The organism is Picosynechococcus sp. PCC 8807 (assembly GCF_001693295.1).
Classification (GTDB): Bacteria; Cyanobacteriota; Cyanobacteriia; order Cyanobacteriales; family MRBY01; genus MRBY01.
Window position 1 is genome coordinate 2,772,227 of the sequence record NZ_CP016483.1, and the last position, 19,237, is coordinate 2,791,463.

The window sequence follows — 19,237 nt, forward strand, 5'->3', positions numbered from 1 at the left end:
AATATGTGCTTGGGTGAAGAACCAAATATAAATAAGTTTTACTAATCACAAAGATAAAGGAGACCCCCTATGCCCGCTCAAGCTGCGGTTGGATCACTTGAAACAAAAGGCTTTCCCGGAGTACTTGCCGCTGCCGATGCGATGGTTAAAGCCGGTCGTGTAACCCTGGTGGGTTACATTCGGGTTGGTAGTGCCCGCTTCAATATCAACATTCGTGGCGACGTTTCAGAAGTCAAAACGGCAATGGCGGCGGGTATTGAAGCCGTTGAGAAAGCCCATGGTGGCGTTTTAGAATCCTGGGTGATTATTCCCCGTCCCCATCCCAACGTCTGTGCGGTACTGCCCATCGACTACAGCGAAGATGTAGAACCCTACCGGGCCGCCGTAGAAGGAACCCGCGTTTAAATTAACCTTCTCAAAACCGCAGATTCATCACAAAAAAGCCTATTTTGATGGGCTTTTTTCGTTGTTGGGTCGGGCTACGGGTGATGTTAAATAGAACCATAGGACTGGATAAATTTGGAGGGAATCATGGCAACTCAGCTAATTGACTTGGCGCAACAAACGCGGGCGGCGGCTCAAAAACTAGGCACCTTAAGCCTGGCCCAGCGCAATGATGCTTTGGCAAAAGTAGCCCAGGCCCTCACGGCAAATGAGGCGAAGATCGTCGCGGCAAACCAGGCAGATTGTGAAGCGGCCCAGCGAGATGGGATTGCGCCAGCCCTCTATGCCCGTCTGAAGTTGGGAGAGAGCAAATTACAAGGGGCGATCGCCGGTATCCATGACGTGATTAATCTCCCCGATCCCGTCGGCCATCTCCAGCTACACCGAGAATTAGATCAAGATTTAGTGCTGAAGCGGGTCACTTGTCCCCTGGGGGTTTTAGGGATTATTTTTGAAGCTCGCCCGGAAGCTCTGATCCAAATCACCAGCCTCGCAATTAAATCGGGTAATGGTGTGATTCTCAAAGGGGGCAAAGAAGCGATCCAATCCTGCACTGTGTTGACAGAAATTATCCAAACCGCCCTCCAGGACACGGCTGTTTCCCCCCAGGCTGTCACCCTCCTGACCACCCGCGAAGAAATTAAAACCCTCCTGTCCCTCGATCAGTATGTGGATTTGATCATCCCGCGCGGTTCCAATGCCTTTGTGCAATATGTGCAGCAAAATACGACTATCCCCGTGCTGGGCCACGCCGATGGCGTTTGTCACCTATATGTTGATGTGGCGGCAGATTTAAGCAAAACCATTCCGATTGTCGTCGATGCGAAAACCCAGTATCCGGCGGCTTGTAATGCGGTGGAAACGCTGTTAATTCACGAAAAAATTGCCCCAGAATTTTTACCCCAGATTGCCGCAGCTTTAACGGCGAAACAGGTCACTTTACGCGGCGATGCGGCAACCCAAAAGATTATGCCTGTCCAGCCTGCGACGGCAGAAGATTGGCGCACAGAATATAGCGATTTAGTCCTGGCAATTAAAATTGTGCCCGATGTCGAAGCGGCGATCGCCCACATCAATACCTACGGCTCCAAGCACACCGACGGGATTATCACAGAAGATGCGGCCACGGCCCAGATTTTCCTCAATGAAGTGAAAGCAGCGGGCGTTTACCATAATTGCTCGACCCGGTTTGCCGATGGTTTCCGCTACGGCTTTGGTGCAGAAGTAGGCATCAGCACCCAAACTCTGCCACCCCGTGGCCCCGTGGGTTTAGAAGGACTTGTGACCTACAAATATCATCTCGTTGGCAATGGTCAAATCGCCGCGACCTATAGTGGCCCCGATGCCAAGCCTTTTACCCACCGAGATCTCTAGCGATTATGGCGATCGCCGGATAGATGAAATTCCAATTTGCCCCTAGCTTTGGGGCATTTTTTTTGTGATCAGTGGGATTAATTGACTTTATAAGCAACTTCTTGATTTTTTGTGAAGCATCAGTGGTCATTGTCAATTTAATAGTGATTTAAGAATATAAAATATTTCTTTAGATATAGATCATAGATCGTTTTGTAAAAACAACTTCATCAAAACTGATTGCAATTATTTTTACTCTAAATTTATTTGAATTTGTTTTGTTTTTTGTTGCGGCACTGATCGTATCTTTGAATCCTTTAAATTCATGCTTTAAAATCCATATTAAATATGTGAAATACTTTCGTCGAAAATAAAGAATCGTTTGCTTAAAGCTTTTATAAAGGATTGTTGTCGAGAATTCCAAGTAAATTTTAAAGACGAAATTCGTTGTTGGGATTTGTCAAATTTGAAGCAAACACACACAATTCTTTTATTGCTTAATTTTCAAAAAAAAACGAATTGCAAAAGAAAATTTTAATGTATTAAATCCAAGTAAGCAATGACTTTTTGATTGATTTCAAAATCTGATTCTACGCCATTAAATTTATTGGAGGTCTGTTGAAATACATGAAAAATTATTTAAGGCTGACTTTTCTCAAACTAATAACCTTAGGATTGTGCTGTATTTCTCCTATGCAGTCTAGTCTTGCCCACAGTCCGACTAATTTGCAAAATGACCCGGCCTCTGCCAAAACATCTGGGCTTGAATTTCTCGTCGGCGAGTCAGATCTAATCATTTTCGGCGAAGTTATTGACATTCAATATCGCAACTCCCAACCCACACGGGAACAACCCCAAGGATTACCCCATACTTTTGTAACTTACAAAATTCGTGAAACCTTACGGGGCAGAACGCCAGGGGAAACGATTACCTTGCGAGTGCCCGGTGGCGCCGATGGCAGTGGTGGCATCTACATGGAGACGACTGCACCGATATTTGCTCGCAACCAGGCAGATATTTTATTTCTAACCGGAGACGCCGTAACGGGATGTCCCTTGGTAAATTGCGTTGATGGCCGCTTTAGGGTCGTAGACAATCGTGTGTTTAATGGTTGGGGAATTCCCGTAGTTGAAGCGACAGAAAGACTAAGGATTGGGGGGAAACCCCGCTTTGATCTCAATGTAATCGAATTACCAAGGCCTTCTTTTGAGCTGTTATTGAAACAACCAGAAACCCAAAGAATTATTCAGCAAGAAAGCCAGAGAACGGGTCAAAGCATTGCCGAGCTACAACGACGCTACGAAACAGAAGCACCTGCTGCTTATCGGGTGGGTTATGGTTTTCAGGCGGCAGTGGCAGCTGGTGATAATTTCGATTCTCCTGAAGCAGCTCCCATAGAAACCTTTGGGCCGCCCCTCAGTTTGTCTGCGTTTTTTGAAGCTGTGCGCCAGTGGAACAACCGGGTACAACCGCCTCAGTCTTCAATCCCATCGGCTGATCCGAACAAACCATTCAATGTGGCCGATCCAAGGTTAGAAGAAGTCAGAGCTGTCACAGTTCCGGATCAGATTACCGAAGAAGAAAAGAATGATGTTCAGGCCCGGGAAGGAGAAGGACAAATTCGTGATCTTTCGCCTAATTTGAGAGACCTTTCACCGCAACCCATTTCACCTGAGCTAAGACCCGACTTAAGACGGATAAACCCCTAATTCAGCCAGAATCATAACCAATTATTACAGGGACTTTTGCTATGAAGTTCAACTTGTTTAATCCCTATCTACTTGCGGCCTCAGCCATTATCTCTGCTTGTTTTATCCTGCCAAAACCCGCCCAGGCAGCTTCCTGGCTGGAGTGTAATGGTGATAGCGGTAAGAAATTACGGTGGAGTGGCAATTCGACAACAGCCCGTATCAATACCATTAGTTTTCCGCCCGGTAGTTTACTGCAATCGGTGGAGCGGGGCATTAACGCGACCAATACCAACCCCTCTCCCTTTGTGATCAACACAACAACGGAAACAGGAGGAGTTGGTAGTGGCAATGGACAAAATGAGATTTACGCGAGTAGTATTTCTCCGCCTGGGGTCGCCCGGATGCGGTACCACTGCTACTGGTTATTTGGTTGGCACTATGGTTTAGATGAAGTGGATATTGTCCTTGATTCATCGGGCCGTTCTTGGACGACTTCCCAGAATAAGAGCTCTAATACGGTCTACACAGGGTCTCGTTTGCCGATCGACGCAGTCATTAACCACGAAGCTGGGCATTACCTCGGCTTGATGCATGTCAATTGGGAATATAACGTGATGGGAGATTCTTGGCGGCATCACCATACCAATGGTGCCACGGCACGTACTTATTTTGGGGAAGATGCTTCCCATGGTTCCCGTGTTCTTTACGGCAGTCAAAATTCTACGTTTAATGATGTTTCTGCATCCCACTGGCGCAGAACAGGTGCAAGTGGTGAGTATTCAAGTCATGGGCGGGTAAGGATTCGTAATGCTTCTAATACAGCTACCTTAAGTGGTATTACGATTGCGGGGGAGCCGGGCTATCGCGTCAATCGTGGCAGTACAGTTCGTCCTGAATTTACGATTGAGAATAATGGTAAGCAGACCCATAATAATGTTTCCTATGGGATCTACATTTCAACCAATGACTATATTAGTTATGGTGATACCCGCATTGGCGGTGGGTCGTTTGGGTCAATCCATCCGGCGGACGTTTATACGACGACAATTCCAGTCACGATTCCGAGTAATCTGAATCCTGGTCAAAATTACTGGCTTGGGATCATCGTGGATGAGAATAACACCATCTCTGAGGTCAGTGGTTCTAATAATCGGGCTTACATTCCAATTCGCGTGGACTAAAAAAGCGTTATTGACCTTCTTCTAGGCGTCGTTCCCAATCTTTGGCGAGGTCATCATGCCCTTGCAGTTGTTGATCGAGGAGATCTTGATCAGTGCCATAGGTGATGGTTTCGGCGGTGAGAATTTTCTGGGTTGCAAATTGCTGGGCATAGGCGAGTTTTTGTTGCAGTTCAGGTTCGCCAGTGTTGAGTAGGGCCGCTCGTTCTTGCCGCTGGGCGTTGCGATTTTCGATGGTTTGGTTGCGGCGCTGGAGCCAAAAGTAGCGGCCGAGGGGAACCGTCAAAAAGGCGATCGCATAGGCGAACAAGATGGGATAGAGGGCCTGGGCAAGACCCACCAAGCCACCGAGTTCGGCCACCAGGGCTGAATCCTGTAACAAAACCCCTAGCATCAGGGCCAAGACTAAATTGACGCCCCCAAGGGCGATCGCCAAAAATTTCTGACCTGTAGGGGCAAGGGTAAACGTCCAACGCTGTTCTTCTAAATAGTTGGGGACGGATTTCTGACGGCGTTCCTGGGCTTTGACCTGTAGTTCTGGGAAATAATAAACCAAGTCTCCCGTGGGGGACACTTCCGGGTAGCCATTGAACCGGGCCAAGACCGGTAACATATAACTTTCTTCCGTCTGTTCCGTGGGTGATAACTTGTCGAAATAGGGGGAAAGTTGTTCGGCGATCACGGCCCCATCGTTGTTTTGGATGACTTGACCGATGGTTTGCCAGCGACGTTCCTCCAGGTTTGGATTGGGATCACCATCGCCGAATAGAAACGAAAAAACGGCTTCGAGGAAATTCATTCCCCCCTTCTCGGTGTTGCTCGTCGTGTTTTTTAAAGATGTTGCAGAACCATAGCGTCGGGGGCCGTAGTAGTTGGGGCTAAAGACACGAAACGGATTAGGCCCCCACCAAACGAGCCAGGGTAGATTAAAAGAAGAACTACGACGGCGGGAGGAATTATTATTGTCCTGACTACTAGCGGCTGTCACTAGAGCCAGAATGGCGATCGTCATCAAAAGAATCGAAAGAATCAAGGCGATACCGAAGGAGATCCGAATCAGGAAAAAGACAACTCGCCAGGTTTTATCGAGCCATTCCTGGAGCCGAATTTTAAAATACTTATTGCGGAGGATCGTCCGAAAGTTTTTGGGAAACTCAAAGACAACATCCCCCGTTTCTGCCACCTGGAGGTGCCCACCAGCATCGGCCGCGAGATTATAAAGACCGTTTTGGGCCACATTGAGTTCTAGGCCAGCCTGGGTCGCCACTTCCCCGACAGTCGCTCGATATTGGAGGGTTTCGACGGCGCGCATTAGTTGGGGCGAGAAGGTCATGGCTCTTTGGATCGTTAGAAATAATCTGGGGGGCTTCTGTTACCAGTATAGAATTGGGTTGAAATTCTGGGGGACAGAGAAATGCTGGGAACGGGATTATTGATCACCTTGGTGGCGATCGCCCTTGGGGTGTTACTCAACCGAGCGATTCGCGCCGATCAACGCTGGTTTTTCCAATTGCGCCGTCCGGCCTGGCTCACCTTTGAAGGCATTATCCCAGTGGTGTGGACGAGTATTTTTATCTGTGGGATTATTTCCGCTAACTATGTTTGGCATGCAGATCCCCAGGGGTTTCGCACCTGGCTATTGATGGCGGGCTATGGTCTGTTGGAGTTGGTGATCTTGGCCTATACCCCTGTGATGTGCAAAACCCGCAGCCTAACGGTGGGAACCATTATTGGGGCTGCGGGTTTCGTAGTGGGTTTATTGTTGGCGATCGCCGTTTTTCCCGTCTCGAAAACGAGTTTTTGGCTTCTGTTGCCTTTTTTGCTGTGGAGTCCAGTCGGCACCTACATCACCTGGGAAATGATTTGGCTTAATCCTGGCAAAAGTTAATCCCTAGCGCACGTACCACCAGTAAGTAGCCATGGGAATGATTGTCGCCAAGAGAAGCAACACCACAACCCAAATGGTTGAACTGGTTGTTTTTGTGTCTTCGGCCTTGGTGAAAGTGCTTTCGATGTTAATTTCGGCAATGTCTGGGGGGCCAGGATCTGCTTCCCCGTTCAAAATGGTGCCAATGCGGGCCTCAGCATCCAGGAAGGCTTGGTTATAGGAACTGCTGCGCAGGGGGTAACCGATCGTTTCCCCGGTAATACTCTCGGCTGTCTCCGGTGGAATCAACTCCTGGATATTATTTCCCAGGGCGATCGCCACATTATTCGTCAGCACATCCATCGCCACCACGATTTCATCGGCCCCCGCCTCCGGTGTCGGAAACCACTTTGCAAAGACCTTGTCGGTAAATTCTTCCATGGTCTGACCATAATCAAGGCGACGAATCGCGACAAAATGCAGACCCTTGCCCGTTGTGTCCGCTAACTCGCTGAGCTCTCGATTTAAACGCCCTTCGTTGGCACGACTAATTGCCTCTGCTTGATCCACAATCCAGATCGGTTGATCCCCCGTGGCGTAGGGCACATCATAAACACCAGTGGCCTGGGCTGCCGAAACAAAACCCCCAAAGGTAAACAATACCGTTGCGAGCCACACCCCCAGTTTTTGCCACCATTGCAAGCTTTTGGGTTGAGATATCATTTTAAAAATTATTCCAAAAATTGTGCGTATCTTTTAGGCTCTAGGATAAACCAAGGGCGATCGCCACCGAAACTAACTTACCTTTAAACTGCACCGATTAACCCCACCGAGCTTTTCCCTGAGCTTTTTAAATTTTAGGGACTGATTTCTCTTAGACACAAAAAAACCCAGTGAATTTTCACCGGGCTTTACAAACAACAAACTCAATTGACCAGATCTACCAATTTGTAATTTTTAAAGTCATATATTGTGGTGGCTGTCGGATAACTAAATCAAAACTCAGATCACCGCACAGAACACCCTGTATAAAAACTTATCAACCAATCCCTAGATGGTGTACATCATCGGTAAGGCAACACAAAGACCATAGGCAACCAGGGCACCACCACAGCCGCCAATTAAGAAGCCAGCCGCAAACTCGCTCCAGCCTTCCTTTGTCCCAAGATTTTCAGGAGGATTGGGCGTGGTTAGAGTTGCGGTGGGTGTGCTGACGCCGACACTTCCGTAGAGGGAAAGGGCAAGGGTCAACAGGGAAATCAAGCCAACGGTTCCTAATAGGCCAGCAACTCCAGCAAAGTCTGCGTTCCGCAGCGGGCCGAGGAGAGCAAAGGGGCCATAGAGGAAATAACCATGGGCCATGCCAATTTCTAGACCACGGCGCTGTGCCGAAAGCCCTTGACGGTAACCCGGTAGATTATTAATGAAAGCTTTACTAAATGCAGAAGCATTAATCGGAGTCGCGAGGTTTCCTACTTGAGGATCTCCACCATGTTGAATAATGTCCATTTAATGTTTAAGCTCCTCTCAAAACAAACTTACAATTTAAGTTCAGATAAACACTTGTTACGGATTATAAGAGATATTGCTAGATTTACTGGCTTTCTTAGTATTTGGCAACATTTAGGGCAAGTCCTGGGAATTTCGGCTATTTATGTTAAGAATCGTAATGTCTGTTCCCTCCTAAGACGTCTGGCAGTAATATCCAAGGTATTGTGAAAACCAGTTTGTTAATAGCATTTAGGAAAGATTTAATATGAACGGCGCCTACGCAGCTTCTTTTCTGCCTGTAATCCTTGTCCCCTTGGCGGGTGTTGTTTTCCCGGCTTTAGCGATGGGACTTCTGTTTAACTACATCGAATCTGACGCTTAAGTAAAAAATTCTGGGCGATCGCCTCAGGAATTTACCTCACATCTAAGATTGTTCTCATTTCCCCATGCACCGTAACCAGAGGTTGTGTGGGGAATTGTTTTTGGGGTGTGGCACCCTGGGATCAGGGCAAGCTTGGCCCATTGCTGGCCATTGTCGTTAAGAATAGAAAATGGCTGCTGCGTGTTCCAGCACCATCATCTCCCAGGAGGAAAAGTAATGGAATTATATTTTTTTCGCCATGGCATCGCCGCTGACCGGGCTGATTATGTAGAGGATGGCGATCGCCCTTTGACGACCAAAGGCGAAACCCGAACAAAACTTGTGGCCCAACGATTACAGCAGCTTGGTCTCCACTTTGAAGGGATTTTTACCAGTCCTTTGTTACGGGCCAGACAAACCGCAGAAATTTTGGCCGCCGCAGAACTAGGCCCCCATCCCCAGGTTTTTCAAGGCCTAGCACCACGGGGTTCCCTGGGAGCGTTTTTAGCCTGGCTAGAACGTTGGGAAGCGGCTCCGGATGCAAAATTGGTACTTGTGGGCCATCAACCAGACTTGGGCGAATGGGCTGAGGCGATCGCCTTTGGTCAGACAGGCCACCACCTCAACCTCAAAAAAGCAGGCATCATTGGCCTTCGTTCCGGTGCCGCCCGGATCCAAGCCCACACCGATAATGAGCTATTTTTGTTGACCTCGCCAAAATGGCTACTGCCATAATCCCCGTGATAGGCTAAGTTAGCCACGGGCATCAAGAAATTAGCCTCAATATTATTTTTAGGATCTAATCAAGGTACACAGTATGACGACTGGTTGCGAATTTAAACCCGGCTTAGAAGGAATTCCTGCAGCCCAATCCAGCATTAGCTTCGTCGATGGAAAAAATGGCATCCTCGAATACCGGGGGATTCCGATCCAAGAATTGGCCGAAAAAAGTTCTTTCCTCGAAGTTGCCTACCTCCTGATCTGGGGTGAACTGCCGACCTACCAGGAACTTGAAGATTTTAAAAACGATATTCTCTATCACCGTCGGATCAAATACCGCATCCGGGACATGATGAAATGTTTTCCCGAAACCGGTCACCCGATGGATTCTTTGCAAACATCGGCGGCGGCCCTGGGGCTATTTTATTCCCGGCGTGCCTTGGATGATCCAGAGTACATTCGCCACGCCGTTGTTCGTCTGTTAGCCAAAATCCCCACCATGGTTGCGGCGGCCAATTCGATGCGCAAGGGAAATGATCCGGTTCAGCCCAACGATAGCCTTGATTACGCGGCGAATTTTCTCTACATGATGACCGAGCGTCGCCCCTACGATCTCCAGGCAAAGATTTTTGATATTTGCTTGATGCTCCACGCGGAACACACGATTAATGCTTCGACCTTCTCGGCGATGGTGACGGCTTCTACCTTGACGGATCCCTACGCGGTGATTGCGTCTGCCGTTGGGACCTTGGCAGGGCCGTTGCATGGAGGAGCGAACGAAGAAGTGCTTTTGATGCTCGAAGAAATTGGCTCCGTCGAAAATGTTCGTGGGTATGTCGAGACCTGTGTCGCGAATAAACAAAAGATCATGGGCTTCGGCCACCGGGTTTATAAGGTTAAAGATCCCCGGGCGGTGATCCTCCAGAGGTTAGCGGAGGAACTGTTCGAACTCGAAGGGGAAGACCCGTACTACAAAATTGCTCTGGAATTAGAAAAAATCGTTGAGGAAAAATACGGCCACAAGGGAATTTTCGCCAACGTTGATTTCTATTCGGGCTTGGTTTACCGCAAGTTAGGGATTCCGAGCGATCTATTTACGCCCTTGTTTGCGATCGCCAGGGTTGCGGGTTGGCTTGCCCACTGGAAAGAACAACTGGGTGTCAACCGGATTTTCCGGCCGACCCAGGTCTATACCGGTGTGCATAATCAAAGCTATATTCCAGTAGAAAAACGCGGCTAAAGGGACAGTGTTCACGATGAAATTATGCCGATGGCGCAGCTTAGGACTGGGGGTATTGCTGCTCTTTCTGTGGGGCTGTGGGGCAAATCCCCCTGGCCTAGAAACCGAAATCCTGACCCCCAGCAATCAATGGCAAACCCTCACTACGGAACAGGTGCAATTGGACGTTCCACCGGGCTATGTGGGCGGCAATCCAGGTTTAGAGCTCCCCGCTCTGGCAGCCACCTTAGAAGCCTGGGATAAAGGCGATCGCCTTGAGTGGCTTAATCAAAATGCCGAAACCCTAGAATTGCTCGCTTTCCAAGCAGAGGGCGATCGCCTGAACAGCATCACCATCGTCCAAGAAGAGCGCCCGGAAGCCCTGACTTTAGAGGATTATCTCCAACAACAGGTGGCGACACTCCAGGCCGCTGGCATTACGGTGAGCCTTACCCAAACGGCGGATCAAGGACGCTTAGAATTGAACCGAGGCGACCTCACCCAAGTGAGTTATGTCTATCCAGAAACGACCACCTTTTGGGTAATTACCTATAGTAGTGATAGACCCACCGCTGCCTTTACGGCTGGGGTCGAGCAAAGCCAACCAAGTTTTCAGGTGCGCCCCGAGTCATCTTAGAAATGCCGTGAACCTTGATCAAGTAATCATTGCCTATAAAGCGGGTGACCCCTTTGCTAAAAAATGGGCCGAACGCTGTGCCCACGAATTAGAAGCCCAGGGGAGTCGGATTTTGCTCGGCCCCAGCGGCTTTAAGGATAATCCTTACCCTGTGTTTTTGGCCTCGGTCAGTGAACCGATTGATCTCGCCATTGTCTTGGGGGGAGATGGCACCGTTTTAGCAGCAGCCCGTCACCTCTCTAAGGAAAATATTCCGATTTTGGCGGTGAATGTCGGCGGCCACCTGGGCTTTTTGACCGAACCTTTTGAGCAACTTGAAAATAGTCAGGCCCTGTGGGAGCGACTCCGCAACGACACCTACGCGGTGGAAACCCGGATGATGTTAGAGGCCAAAATCTGTGAAGGCGATCGCCAAGATCCAGAAATTGTCAGCGAAACCTTCTATGCCCTCAATGAAATGTGTGTCAAACCCGCTGCCGTTGACCGGATGCCCACAGCCGTCTTTGAAATGGAAGTCGATTGCACCATTGTGGATCAGTACCACGGGGACGGGTTGTTGGTGGCAACTTCCACTGGGTCAACCTGTTACACTGCTTCTGCGAATGGGCCGATTATGCACCCTGGCCTAGAGGCGATCGTGGTAACGCCCATCTGTCCTTTGAGTCTGTCGAGTCGCCCGATTGTCTTGCCCGCCCGTTCCAATGTCGATATCTGGCCCCTCGGAGACTACGACCTGAACAACAAGCTCTGGATGGATGGGGCCTTGGCGACTTCAGTTTGGCCGGGCCAGTGGGTCAATGTCCAAAAAGCCCATTGCTACTGCAAATTCATTATCCTGCGGGAAACCTATTCGTTTTACCAAACCATTCGCGATAAGCTCCAGTGGGCCGGATCGCGGATCCGCTACCAGAATAATCACCGCAATTGAGCTTAGAGTCCATTTATGAAGCCCCCCAGCCCCGAATTTGGGGAGATTTAGGCTTCGGCGTGAGACTTCGGCGTGAGCTCAGTCGAACGGGACAAATTAAGAAATTCATTTACTTTATAAATAACCTCTTAGGCCGAGGCAAAAGAGATGGCGAAAAAGTTTGGGAACAGCCTAGAAGTTTTAAAAGAAGAAACGTAACAGCACGGAGCTAATGGCGCTGAGGATATTACCAGCAGTATTTCCAGAATCTTGTTTCGGGTTGAGGGCGAGGTCAATTTCGTCGAGTAATCTCTGGCTGGCATCTACACCAACAGTTGATCCTTGGCTGGTAAACAGGGTTTGGGCAAAGGTGGCATCCTGTTGGGCCTGGGCAAAATCTCGCAGTTGGTAGCGGGCGATCGCCCGGGATAGATAAATGGCCCCATTGTCGGGTTCTTGGTTGGCGGCGGCATCATAGTAGGCGATCGCCATGCGGTAATTTTTATTTTCCCCTTCCACAAAGCCCCATTGATAAAGCTGCTCCGCCGAAACAGGAGCATCCAACAAACCCACCGCCCGCGCAATGTAGAACGTCCGCAGGGAAGTATTGGTAAAATTTGCCCCAGCTAAATAGGCTTCCCGGAGATCCGCACCGTCTAAATTGGCCCCTTCTAGGTCAGCCCCGGCTAAATTGGCCCCCACCAGGGAAGCCCCCGTTAAATTAGCCCCCCGCAGATCCGCAAGGCTGAGGTCAGCCCGGCTCAGGTTCGCTTGACGTAAATCCGCTCCCCGCAGGTCAGCCCCATCTAAACGGGCATTGGCAAGGCCGCTCCGGGTCAGTTGACAATTCTGACATTGACGACTTGATAGCAGTTGGCTGAGGTGGGTTAGGTTTTCGGCCCGTACCTGGGGGGCGATCGCCAAAGGCAAAACACAACAGGCGGTAAAGAGTAGCTTTTTCATCGGGAATTGGGGAGGGAGGACTGGAACTGTAGACCATCAATCAGGGCAAAACGTTTCCGGCTACCACCGATTTTTCTGCGTCCATGGTAGCAGTCACTTTCTGACGAGGTAATAGATCTGTGTAATAGATCTGTAAAATTCTTTGGGGTTGGGGGACGAAACAACGGGGATATGATGGGGATTAGTGTTTGTCACCGACAGTCTACCCATGACGCCCCTAAAACTTACCCTGAAAAATTTCCTCAGTTACCGTGATGCTGTTCTAGATTTCACGGGCTTTCACACGGCCTGTATTTGTGGGCCAAATGGAGCCGGGAAATCATCCCTGTTAGAAGCGGTGACTTGGGTGATTTGGGGCAAAAGCCGCACCAGCAGTGCCGATGACGTGATCCACATGGGTGAAATGGATGTACGGGTTGATTTTGAGCTACTTTGTCACCAACAGGTTTATCGAATCATTCGGATGCGATCGCGGGGGCGAGGGGCGACTTTACAATTCCAAGTGCGATCGCCAACGGGGGACTTTACCAGCATTACAGGCAAAGGGATTCGGGAAACCCAAGAGCTCATCGATCAAGAGATCAAGCTAGACTACGACACGTTTATCAATTCCGCCTATCTACGCCAGGGCCACGCCGATGAATTTATGGTGGCCAAGCCCGCAGACCGCAAAAAGATTTTGAGCGATCTCCTCAAGCTCGACCGTTACGAAAGCCTCGCCCAACTCGCTAAGGACAAAGCAAGATCTTTTAAACTCAAAGCCGATCTTCTTGAAGAAAGCCTCGCCCCCCAAACCGAACAACTCCGGGCGAAACCCCAGCTAGAAGCAGAACTCGCCGCCATTGAACAGACCATTAGCGAAGGCAAGCAGCAGGAAAACCAACTCCAGGAGCAGCTCCAAAAAATTCAGGCGATCGCCCAACAACAGCAATTCCTGAAAAACCAAGTCGATACGTCCCAGCAACAGTACCAGCGCCGCCACCAAGACCTAACGCGCCTCAGTACCCAGGCCCAACAACTCCAGCAGGATTTAGCGCAAAATACAGCGATCCTGCACCAGACCGATACCATCGAAGCCGAATACCAACGTTGGCAAACCCTCCAGCAGCAGGAAGAACAACTCAACCAGAAATCCCAGCAATACCAAGACCTCCAGCAGGAACAACAAACCCTTCAGCAAACGATCCAAGCCGAAGAAAACAAGGGACAACGGCAGATTCAGCAGCTAGAAGTGCAGATCCAGACCCTCACCCAACAGCAAGCCGCAGTCCAAGAAACCTTGGCGATCGCCCCCGATCTGACCACCGCTCTAGACCAACTAAAGCGCACCCGCAACCAGATTAATCGCCTCGAAACCGCCTATCACCAAGCCCAACCCCTCCTGCAGCAACGGCAACAGCTAGAAAACCAAATTAGTCAGGCCGCCGAAAAACTGAAGTTACAATTGGCCGCATCCCGACAGCAACAGCAAAACCTCGCGGAAAAAATTGCCCAAATTCCCCAACAGCGGGCGGAATTGCAACGCCTCGATCAAACCATGGCCGATCTAGACCGCCAGAAAAAACATCTAGATCAGATTCAGCAACAACACCTTGATGTTTCAACCCAACAAGTCCGTTTCCAGGACGCTAAACGCAACTGTCAAACGCAACTCCAGGAACTCCAACAAAAACTTGCCCTGCTGCAACAACCGGGGGCGACTTGTCCCCTCTGCGAACAAAACCTCGACCATGACCACCACCAAAATGTGATGGCCAAAACCCAGGCCCAGTACAGTGCCACTGAAGCAGAAATTCTCACCTTCCAAAATGAGCTTAAACGTTGCGATCAACTGCTGCGCGACTACCACCAGGAACTGACGGCCCTCGACCAAGTCCGGAGTAGCTATGAAAGTTATGACCAACAGATGATCCGCCTGGAGCAGGCCATTGAAACGAACCAAGCCCTCGAAAAGGAATTGAAACAGGTAGAACAAGAATTACTCAACCTAGAACGTGCCCTCCGCCTGGAAGCCTACGCCGAGGATCTGCGGGCAGAATTGGCGGAAGTGCAGCACCAGTTAGAGACCCTGGAATACGATGAATCCCAATTGGCGATCGCCAGGGAAACTGAAAAAGAATACCGTTGGGCAGAACTCAAAGAGGTGGAATTAAACCAAGCGCGCCAACGCCTGGACACCCTCCAGCGGGAAATCCCCCAACAAGAAGCAGAACTTGAAACCCAGCGCCATCAACTCGACCAAAATAGGCAAACATCTCCCTGGCAAGTCCGCCTCACGCAGCTCCAGGAACAGTTAAACGCCCTCAACTACGACCGCAACGCCCACCAACAACTCCGCCAAGCACTCCAGCAGGGGCAAATTTGGCAACAGCGTTACCTCGAACTGGGCCAAGCCCAACGGCAACAAACCAGCCTCGAAGCGCAACTACAGGATTTAAACCAACGTCAAACGGTCGCCCAAACGGAGCTGGCGCAACTCGAAGAACAGATTACGCAATTGCAGGAAAATTTAGACAATCTTCACGCTGATCAAGGGGAGATTAACCACCTAGAGAATCAATTGCAAACCTGTCGCCAAGCCCTAGAAACAGCAATTACCCAACGCGGCCAACGGCAACAATCCTTAGAAAATCTCCAGGCGATCGCCACCGCCCAGAAAAACAGCAAAACGGAACTCAAGGAACTGCGACGCCAATACCGAATCCACCACGAACTCGGTCAAGCCTTCGGTAAAAATGGGATTCAGGCCTTGATGATCGAAAATGCCCTGCCCCAACTAGAGGCCGAAACCAACCAAATCCTCGGTCGCCTCACAGAGCACCAATTCCATGTGCAGTTCCTCACCCAAAAAGCCAAGAAAGGCAGCAAAAAAACTGCCGCCCAGATGATCGATACCCTCGATATTGTCATTGCCGACGCCCGGGGCACCCGCGCCTACGAAACCTATTCTGGGGGGGAAGCATTCCGAATCAACTTTTCAATCCGCCTCGCCCTCGCAAAACTCTTAGCCTACCGTTCGGGCACCACTTTGCAAATGCTGGTCATTGATGAAGGCTTTGGCACCCAGGACACCGAAGGCTGTAACCGCTTAATCGGGGCGATCAATGCGATCGCCGCTGACTTTGCTTGTATCCTCGCTGTGACCCACATTCCCCAGTTCAAGGAAGCCTTTCAAAGCCGCATCGAAGTCTACAAAGATCAGCAGGGCTCCCAACTCCAGGTCAACAACTAACCCCCACATTGCCAACAACTGTGCCTAGAATAGAAGCTGTAACAAATCGCAACAGTTGCCCCTGGTATGTCCTTTCACCTCTCTGCCTGGTCCATCAAAAATCCAGTGCCGACCCTCGTGGCCTTCATGATTATGACCATCGTGGGGATCTATTCGTTTTTGAATCTTGGCATTGATAATACGCCAAACATCGATATTTCTGCCGTGACCGTGAGCGTCAGCCAGCCAGGGGCCGCCCCAGAAGAGATTGAAACGGAAATCACCAAGAAAATCGAAGATTCCGTCGCGAGCCTCGCCAATATTGATCAAATCACCTCCACCGTGACCGATGGCAATTCCCAGACGGTCGTGAATTTCGAGTTGGGCACCGACACTGACCAGGCGACCAATGATGTGCGCAATGCGATCGCCCAAATTCGCTCATCTCTACCCCAGGACATCACCGATCCCATTGTCCAAAAACTTGATTTTGCTGGGGGAGCTGTGATGACCTATGCCCTCTCCTCTGGGGAGCGTACCGTCGAAGAACTCAGTGATCTCATCGATCGTCGCATTGGCCGAGAACTCACCAATGTAGAAGGGGTGGCCGAAATTCAACGGCTGGGCGGTGTTGACCGGGAGATTCGCGTCGATCTCGATCCTGATTTGTTACAGAGTTTGGGGATCACCGCAACCCAAGTTAATGACCAGATTGCTCAGTTTAATCTCAACCGTCCAGGAGGCCGCCTCGAACTAGGGGGCAATGAGCAAAATGTCCGGACTCTTGGTAGTGCAGAAAGCATTCAAGAATTGCAGCAATACCCGATCACGTTACCTAACGGAGATCTGGTGTCTTTAGAAAACCTGGGCCGCGTGGAAGATAGCTTCCGGGAACCCAGGGTGGCAGCGACCCTCAACAATGAACCAGTGGTGGCATTCTCCGTACTCCGGAGTCCTGGGAGTACCGTTGTCGGCGTTGATCAAGGGATCCGAAAGGCGATCGCCGAGTTGCAAACCACCCTCCCAGAGGATCTCCGTTTCGATTTGATTTTTACCCGCGCCACAGAGATTCAAGCCTCCTATGACGGCACCATTATGGCCCTGTGGGCGGGCTGCATTTTAACGGTGATTACCGTGGGCTTTTTCCTCAAGGACTGGCGCGCCACCTTGATCACCGCTGCCGCCTTGCCCCTCTCCATTGTGCCAACGTTCTTTGTGATGCAGGCCCTCGACTATACCCTGAACGGGATGACCCTCCTCGCCTTGGCCCTGGCGATCGGTAACTTAGTCGATGATGCGATCTGCATGATTGAAAATATCGACCAACACCTGCAAATGGGCAAAAGACCTTTCCAGGCTGCCATCGACGGTGCCAGGGAAATTGGCCTCGCCGTAGTGGCAACCACCGCAACCATTGTGGCTGTATTTCTGCCCGTGGCCTTTATGGGGGGCGTGCCGGGACAATTTTTCCAGCCCTTTGGGGTCACTGTCGCCGTCTCAACGATGTTCTCGACCCTGGTGGCCACCACCATGACGCCGATGCTGAGTGCCTACCTATTAAAATCAAAACTGGGGGCTTTTAATGGCCAGAAACAACCCGGTTTTTACCGGAATCTGCTCGGCTGGGCGCTGCGCCATCGTCTCACGACCCTCCTCGTTGCCCTGGCCTTTTTTATCGGTAGCCTCCAGCTGATCCCCTTCATTCCTACAGGGCTTTTTAGCAGTAGTGATACGGGCATTAGTACGATCGCCTTTGATCTGCCCCCCGGTGCCACCCTGGCCGATAGCGAGCAAGTGATGACGGAAGTGAGCGATCGCCTCCAGGCCAATCCCGCCGTGAGTAGTGTTTTGGCAACGGCGACCAACGTCAACAGCGGCACCATTTACGTTAACCTTGTGCCCCAAGCGGAACGGGTTTCCCAGGCAGAATTTGAACAAACCCTACGGCGTGATTTCCAAACGATTCCGGGGGCAAGGGTCTCCTTCCAAAGTACGGGCGGGACAGGCAATTCTAAGGATCTCTCCATTGTGCTCAAAAGTGAAAATGCCCCGCTTCTACTAGAAACAGCGACGACCCTAGAGCAACAGATGGGCAGCGTGTCGGGGTTAGTGGACATTTCGTCGAGCGCAAGCTTGGTTAAACCCGAACTAATCATTCAGCCTGATCCGCAACGGGCTGCCGATCTTGGTGTTTCTGTGGCGGCCATTTCCCGCACTGCTTCCCTGGCCTTAATTGGCGACAATGATTTTAATTTGCCTAAGTTCAATTTAAGCGATCGCCAAATCCCGATCCGCGTTCAACTCGATCCCGCCCAACGCAGCAACATTGAAACCCTGAAAAATCTCCAGGTACCGAGTAACACCGGTGAATTAGTCCCCCTAGCTGCTGTAGCTGAATTAAAGCTCGGTAGTGGTTCGGCCCAGATCGACCGCTTTAATCGCTTCCGTCAAGTGGAAGTGGGGGCTAACCTAGAAGGAACATCCCTAGGGGATGCCTTTGCTGCCGTGAATGCCTTGCCCGTGATGAGCCCCCTACCTTCTGGCGTGACCATTGAACCCGCGGGCGACGCAGAAATTATGCGCGATATTTTTAGCCGTTTCCTCACGGCGTTGGGGGCGGCTGTCCTGTGCATCTATGCAATTCTGGTGCTGCTTTACAACAACTTCCTCTATCCCTTTGGGATTCTAACCGCTTTGCCTCTCTCCATTGGGGGGGCTTTGTTGGGGCTGATGATTACCCAAAAGGAACTGGGTTTATTTGCCCTGATTGGCATTGTGTTGTTGATGGGTCTGGTGACAAAAAACGCAATCTTACTGGTGGACTTTACCCTCTCTGGCCTACGGGAAGGCAAAACTCTAAAAAAATCCCTCGTCGAAGCTGGGGTCTCCCGGTTACGGCCCATCTGTATGACATCTCTCTCGACCATTGCCGGGATGTTGCCCATTGCCTTGGAGTTGGGAGCCGACGGTGCGACCCGGAGTCCGATGGCGATCGCCGTGATTGGGGGCTTTAGTACCTCCACCGTTTTGACCCTGATCGTCGTACCGGTGATCTTTACCTACATTTATCGCTTTGTCCGCTGGCTCGTTAAACCCTTCCAAAATGCCCAATCTGCGCCCCTATGATTTCCTGCCACAAAATTACAGATTTTATCGGACTTGCTCGGATCACCGAAATTTTGTGTCACCATAGT

At 50.4% G+C, this 19,237-nt stretch carries 16 protein-coding genes; 12 read left to right on the forward strand and 4 right to left on the reverse strand.

The genetic code is table 11. The features are described 5' to 3' along the window. The first annotated feature begins 69 nt into the window (after window positions 1-69). The 4 genes from AWQ24_RS13295 (at window position 70) to AWQ24_RS13310 (ending at window position 4,670) form a co-directional block, all read left to right on the forward strand. Window positions 70-405 carry a carbon dioxide-concentrating mechanism protein CcmK gene (locus AWQ24_RS13295; protein WP_012308208.1) on the forward strand — a complete coding sequence of 112 codons (336 nt, stop codon included), beginning with the start codon at window positions 70-72 and terminating at the stop codon, window positions 403-405. Window positions 406-531: 126 nt separating this feature from the next. Beyond that, a complete protein-coding gene (gene proA / locus AWQ24_RS13300; protein WP_065717091.1) occupies window positions 532-1,818 on the forward strand; it encodes a glutamate-5-semialdehyde dehydrogenase in 1,287 nt (428 codons plus the stop codon). 672 nt (window positions 1,819-2,490) lie between these two features. Further along, window positions 2,491-3,507: a hypothetical protein gene (locus AWQ24_RS13305; protein WP_065717092.1), complete on the forward strand. Its 1,017-nt coding sequence runs from the start codon at window positions 2,491-2,493 to the stop codon at window positions 3,505-3,507. 41 nt (window positions 3,508-3,548) lie between these two features. Then, window positions 3,549-4,670: a CARDB domain-containing protein gene (locus AWQ24_RS13310; RefSeq protein ID WP_065717093.1), complete on the forward strand. Its 1,122-nt coding sequence runs from the start codon at window positions 3,549-3,551 to the stop codon at window positions 4,668-4,670. Between the two features lie 7 nt (window positions 4,671-4,677). Here the strand turns inward: AWQ24_RS13310 and AWQ24_RS13315 are convergent, their stop codons facing one another. Continuing rightward, window positions 4,678-6,000, reverse strand: coding sequence for a hypothetical protein (locus AWQ24_RS13315; RefSeq protein WP_065717094.1), 1,323 nt, complete (start codon window positions 5,998-6,000; stop codon window positions 4,678-4,680). Window positions 6,001-6,081: 81 nt separating this feature from the next. On the opposite strand from AWQ24_RS13315, the gene AWQ24_RS13320 reads away from it, so the two are divergent. Beyond that, window positions 6,082-6,555: a TspO/MBR family protein gene (locus AWQ24_RS13320; RefSeq protein ID WP_062436067.1), complete on the forward strand. Its 474-nt coding sequence runs from the start codon at window positions 6,082-6,084 to the stop codon at window positions 6,553-6,555. 3 nt (window positions 6,556-6,558) lie between these two features. Here AWQ24_RS13320 and psb32 read toward each other — a convergent pair whose 3' ends face one another. Together psb32 and AWQ24_RS13330 are read right to left on the reverse strand one after the other, a co-directional pair. Next, the gene (gene psb32, locus AWQ24_RS13325; protein ID WP_065717095.1) at window positions 6,559-7,257 is read right to left on the reverse strand and encodes a photosystem II repair protein Psb32; all 699 of its coding nucleotides are present in this window, start codon (window positions 7,255-7,257) and stop codon (window positions 6,559-6,561) included. Window positions 7,258-7,584: 327 nt separating this feature from the next. Continuing rightward, entirely contained in the window at window positions 7,585-8,043 is a 459-nt protein-coding gene (locus AWQ24_RS13330; protein ID WP_065714642.1) for a photosystem I reaction center subunit XI, read from the reverse strand. A gap of 247 nt (window positions 8,044-8,290) precedes the next feature. Here AWQ24_RS13330 and AWQ24_RS13335 point away from each other — a divergent pair, with 247 nt between their 5' ends. The 5 genes from AWQ24_RS13335 (at window position 8,291) to AWQ24_RS13355 (ending at window position 11,890) form a co-directional block, all read left to right on the forward strand. Next, complete coding sequence (locus AWQ24_RS13335) at window positions 8,291-8,407, forward strand: photosystem I reaction center subunit VIII (RefSeq protein WP_012308216.1); 117 nt, start codon at window positions 8,291-8,293, stop codon at window positions 8,405-8,407. 216 nt (window positions 8,408-8,623) lie between these two features. Further along, a complete protein-coding gene (gene sixA, locus AWQ24_RS13340; RefSeq protein ID WP_065717096.1) occupies window positions 8,624-9,121 on the forward strand; it encodes a phosphohistidine phosphatase SixA in 498 nt (165 codons plus the stop codon). A gap of 82 nt (window positions 9,122-9,203) precedes the next feature. Then, complete coding sequence (locus AWQ24_RS13345; RefSeq protein ID WP_065717097.1) at window positions 9,204-10,346, forward strand: citrate synthase; 1,143 nt, start codon at window positions 9,204-9,206, stop codon at window positions 10,344-10,346. A 16-nt stretch (window positions 10,347-10,362) separates the two neighbouring features. Next, window positions 10,363-10,962 carry a hypothetical protein gene (locus AWQ24_RS13350; protein WP_065717098.1) on the forward strand — a complete coding sequence of 200 codons (600 nt, stop codon included), beginning with the start codon at window positions 10,363-10,365 and terminating at the stop codon, window positions 10,960-10,962. Window positions 10,963-10,969: 7 nt separating this feature from the next. Next, on the forward strand, window positions 10,970-11,890 hold the full coding sequence (locus AWQ24_RS13355; RefSeq protein ID WP_012308220.1) for an NAD(+) kinase: 921 nt from the start codon (window positions 10,970-10,972) through the stop codon (window positions 11,888-11,890). A 180-nt stretch (window positions 11,891-12,070) separates the two neighbouring features. On the opposite strand, the gene AWQ24_RS13360 is transcribed toward AWQ24_RS13355, so the two are convergent. Beyond that, the gene (locus AWQ24_RS13360) at window positions 12,071-12,832 is read right to left on the reverse strand and encodes a pentapeptide repeat-containing protein (protein ID WP_062436071.1); all 762 of its coding nucleotides are present in this window, start codon (window positions 12,830-12,832) and stop codon (window positions 12,071-12,073) included. A gap of 208 nt (window positions 12,833-13,040) precedes the next feature. Between AWQ24_RS13360 and sbcC the strand changes: the two genes are divergently transcribed. Together sbcC and AWQ24_RS13370 are read left to right on the forward strand one after the other, a co-directional pair. Next, the gene (gene sbcC / locus AWQ24_RS13365; protein ID WP_065717099.1) at window positions 13,041-16,064 is read left to right on the forward strand and encodes an exonuclease subunit SbcC; all 3,024 of its coding nucleotides are present in this window, start codon (window positions 13,041-13,043) and stop codon (window positions 16,062-16,064) included. A 66-nt stretch (window positions 16,065-16,130) separates the two neighbouring features. Beyond that, window positions 16,131-19,169 carry an efflux RND transporter permease subunit gene (locus AWQ24_RS13370; protein ID WP_065717100.1) on the forward strand — a complete coding sequence of 1,013 codons (3,039 nt, stop codon included), beginning with the start codon at window positions 16,131-16,133 and terminating at the stop codon, window positions 19,167-19,169. Window positions 19,170-19,237 lie beyond the last annotated feature (68 nt).

Excerpts from the sequence above, each read along its gene's own strand:
- AWQ24_RS13370 (WP_065717100.1), top strand. The coding sequence starts at position 16,131 with ATGTCCTTTCACCTCTCTGCCTGGTCCATCAAAAATCCAGTGCCGACC.
- AWQ24_RS13345 (WP_065717097.1), top strand. The coding sequence starts at position 9,204 with ATGACGACTGGTTGCGAATTTAAACCCGGCTTAGAAGGAATTCCTGCA.
- AWQ24_RS13335 (WP_012308216.1), top strand. The coding sequence starts at position 8,291 with ATGAACGGCGCCTACGCAGCTTCTTTTCTGCCTGTAATCCTTGTCCCC.
- AWQ24_RS13320 (WP_062436067.1), top strand. The coding sequence starts at position 6,082 with ATGCTGGGAACGGGATTATTGATCACCTTGGTGGCGATCGCCCTTGGG.
- AWQ24_RS13350 (WP_065717098.1), top strand. The coding sequence starts at position 10,363 with ATGAAATTATGCCGATGGCGCAGCTTAGGACTGGGGGTATTGCTGCTC.
- sixA (WP_065717096.1), top strand. The coding sequence starts at position 8,624 with ATGGAATTATATTTTTTTCGCCATGGCATCGCCGCTGACCGGGCTGAT.
- AWQ24_RS13330 (WP_065714642.1), bottom strand. The coding sequence starts at position 8,043 with ATGGACATTATTCAACATGGTGGAGATCCTCAAGTAGGAAACCTCGCG.
- AWQ24_RS13295 (WP_012308208.1), top strand. The coding sequence starts at position 70 with ATGCCCGCTCAAGCTGCGGTTGGATCACTTGAAACAAAAGGCTTTCCC.
- AWQ24_RS13315 (WP_065717094.1), bottom strand. The coding sequence starts at position 6,000 with ATGACCTTCTCGCCCCAACTAATGCGCGCCGTCGAAACCCTCCAATAT.
- psb32 (WP_065717095.1), bottom strand. The coding sequence starts at position 7,257 with ATGATATCTCAACCCAAAAGCTTGCAATGGTGGCAAAAACTGGGGGTG.
- sbcC (WP_065717099.1), top strand. The coding sequence starts at position 13,041 with ATGACGCCCCTAAAACTTACCCTGAAAAATTTCCTCAGTTACCGTGAT.
- AWQ24_RS13310 (WP_065717093.1), top strand. The coding sequence starts at position 3,549 with ATGAAGTTCAACTTGTTTAATCCCTATCTACTTGCGGCCTCAGCCATT.
- AWQ24_RS13305 (WP_065717092.1), top strand. The coding sequence starts at position 2,491 with ATGCAGTCTAGTCTTGCCCACAGTCCGACTAATTTGCAAAATGACCCG.
- AWQ24_RS13360 (WP_062436071.1), bottom strand. The coding sequence starts at position 12,832 with ATGAAAAAGCTACTCTTTACCGCCTGTTGTGTTTTGCCTTTGGCGATC.
- proA (WP_065717091.1), top strand. The coding sequence starts at position 532 with ATGGCAACTCAGCTAATTGACTTGGCGCAACAAACGCGGGCGGCGGCT.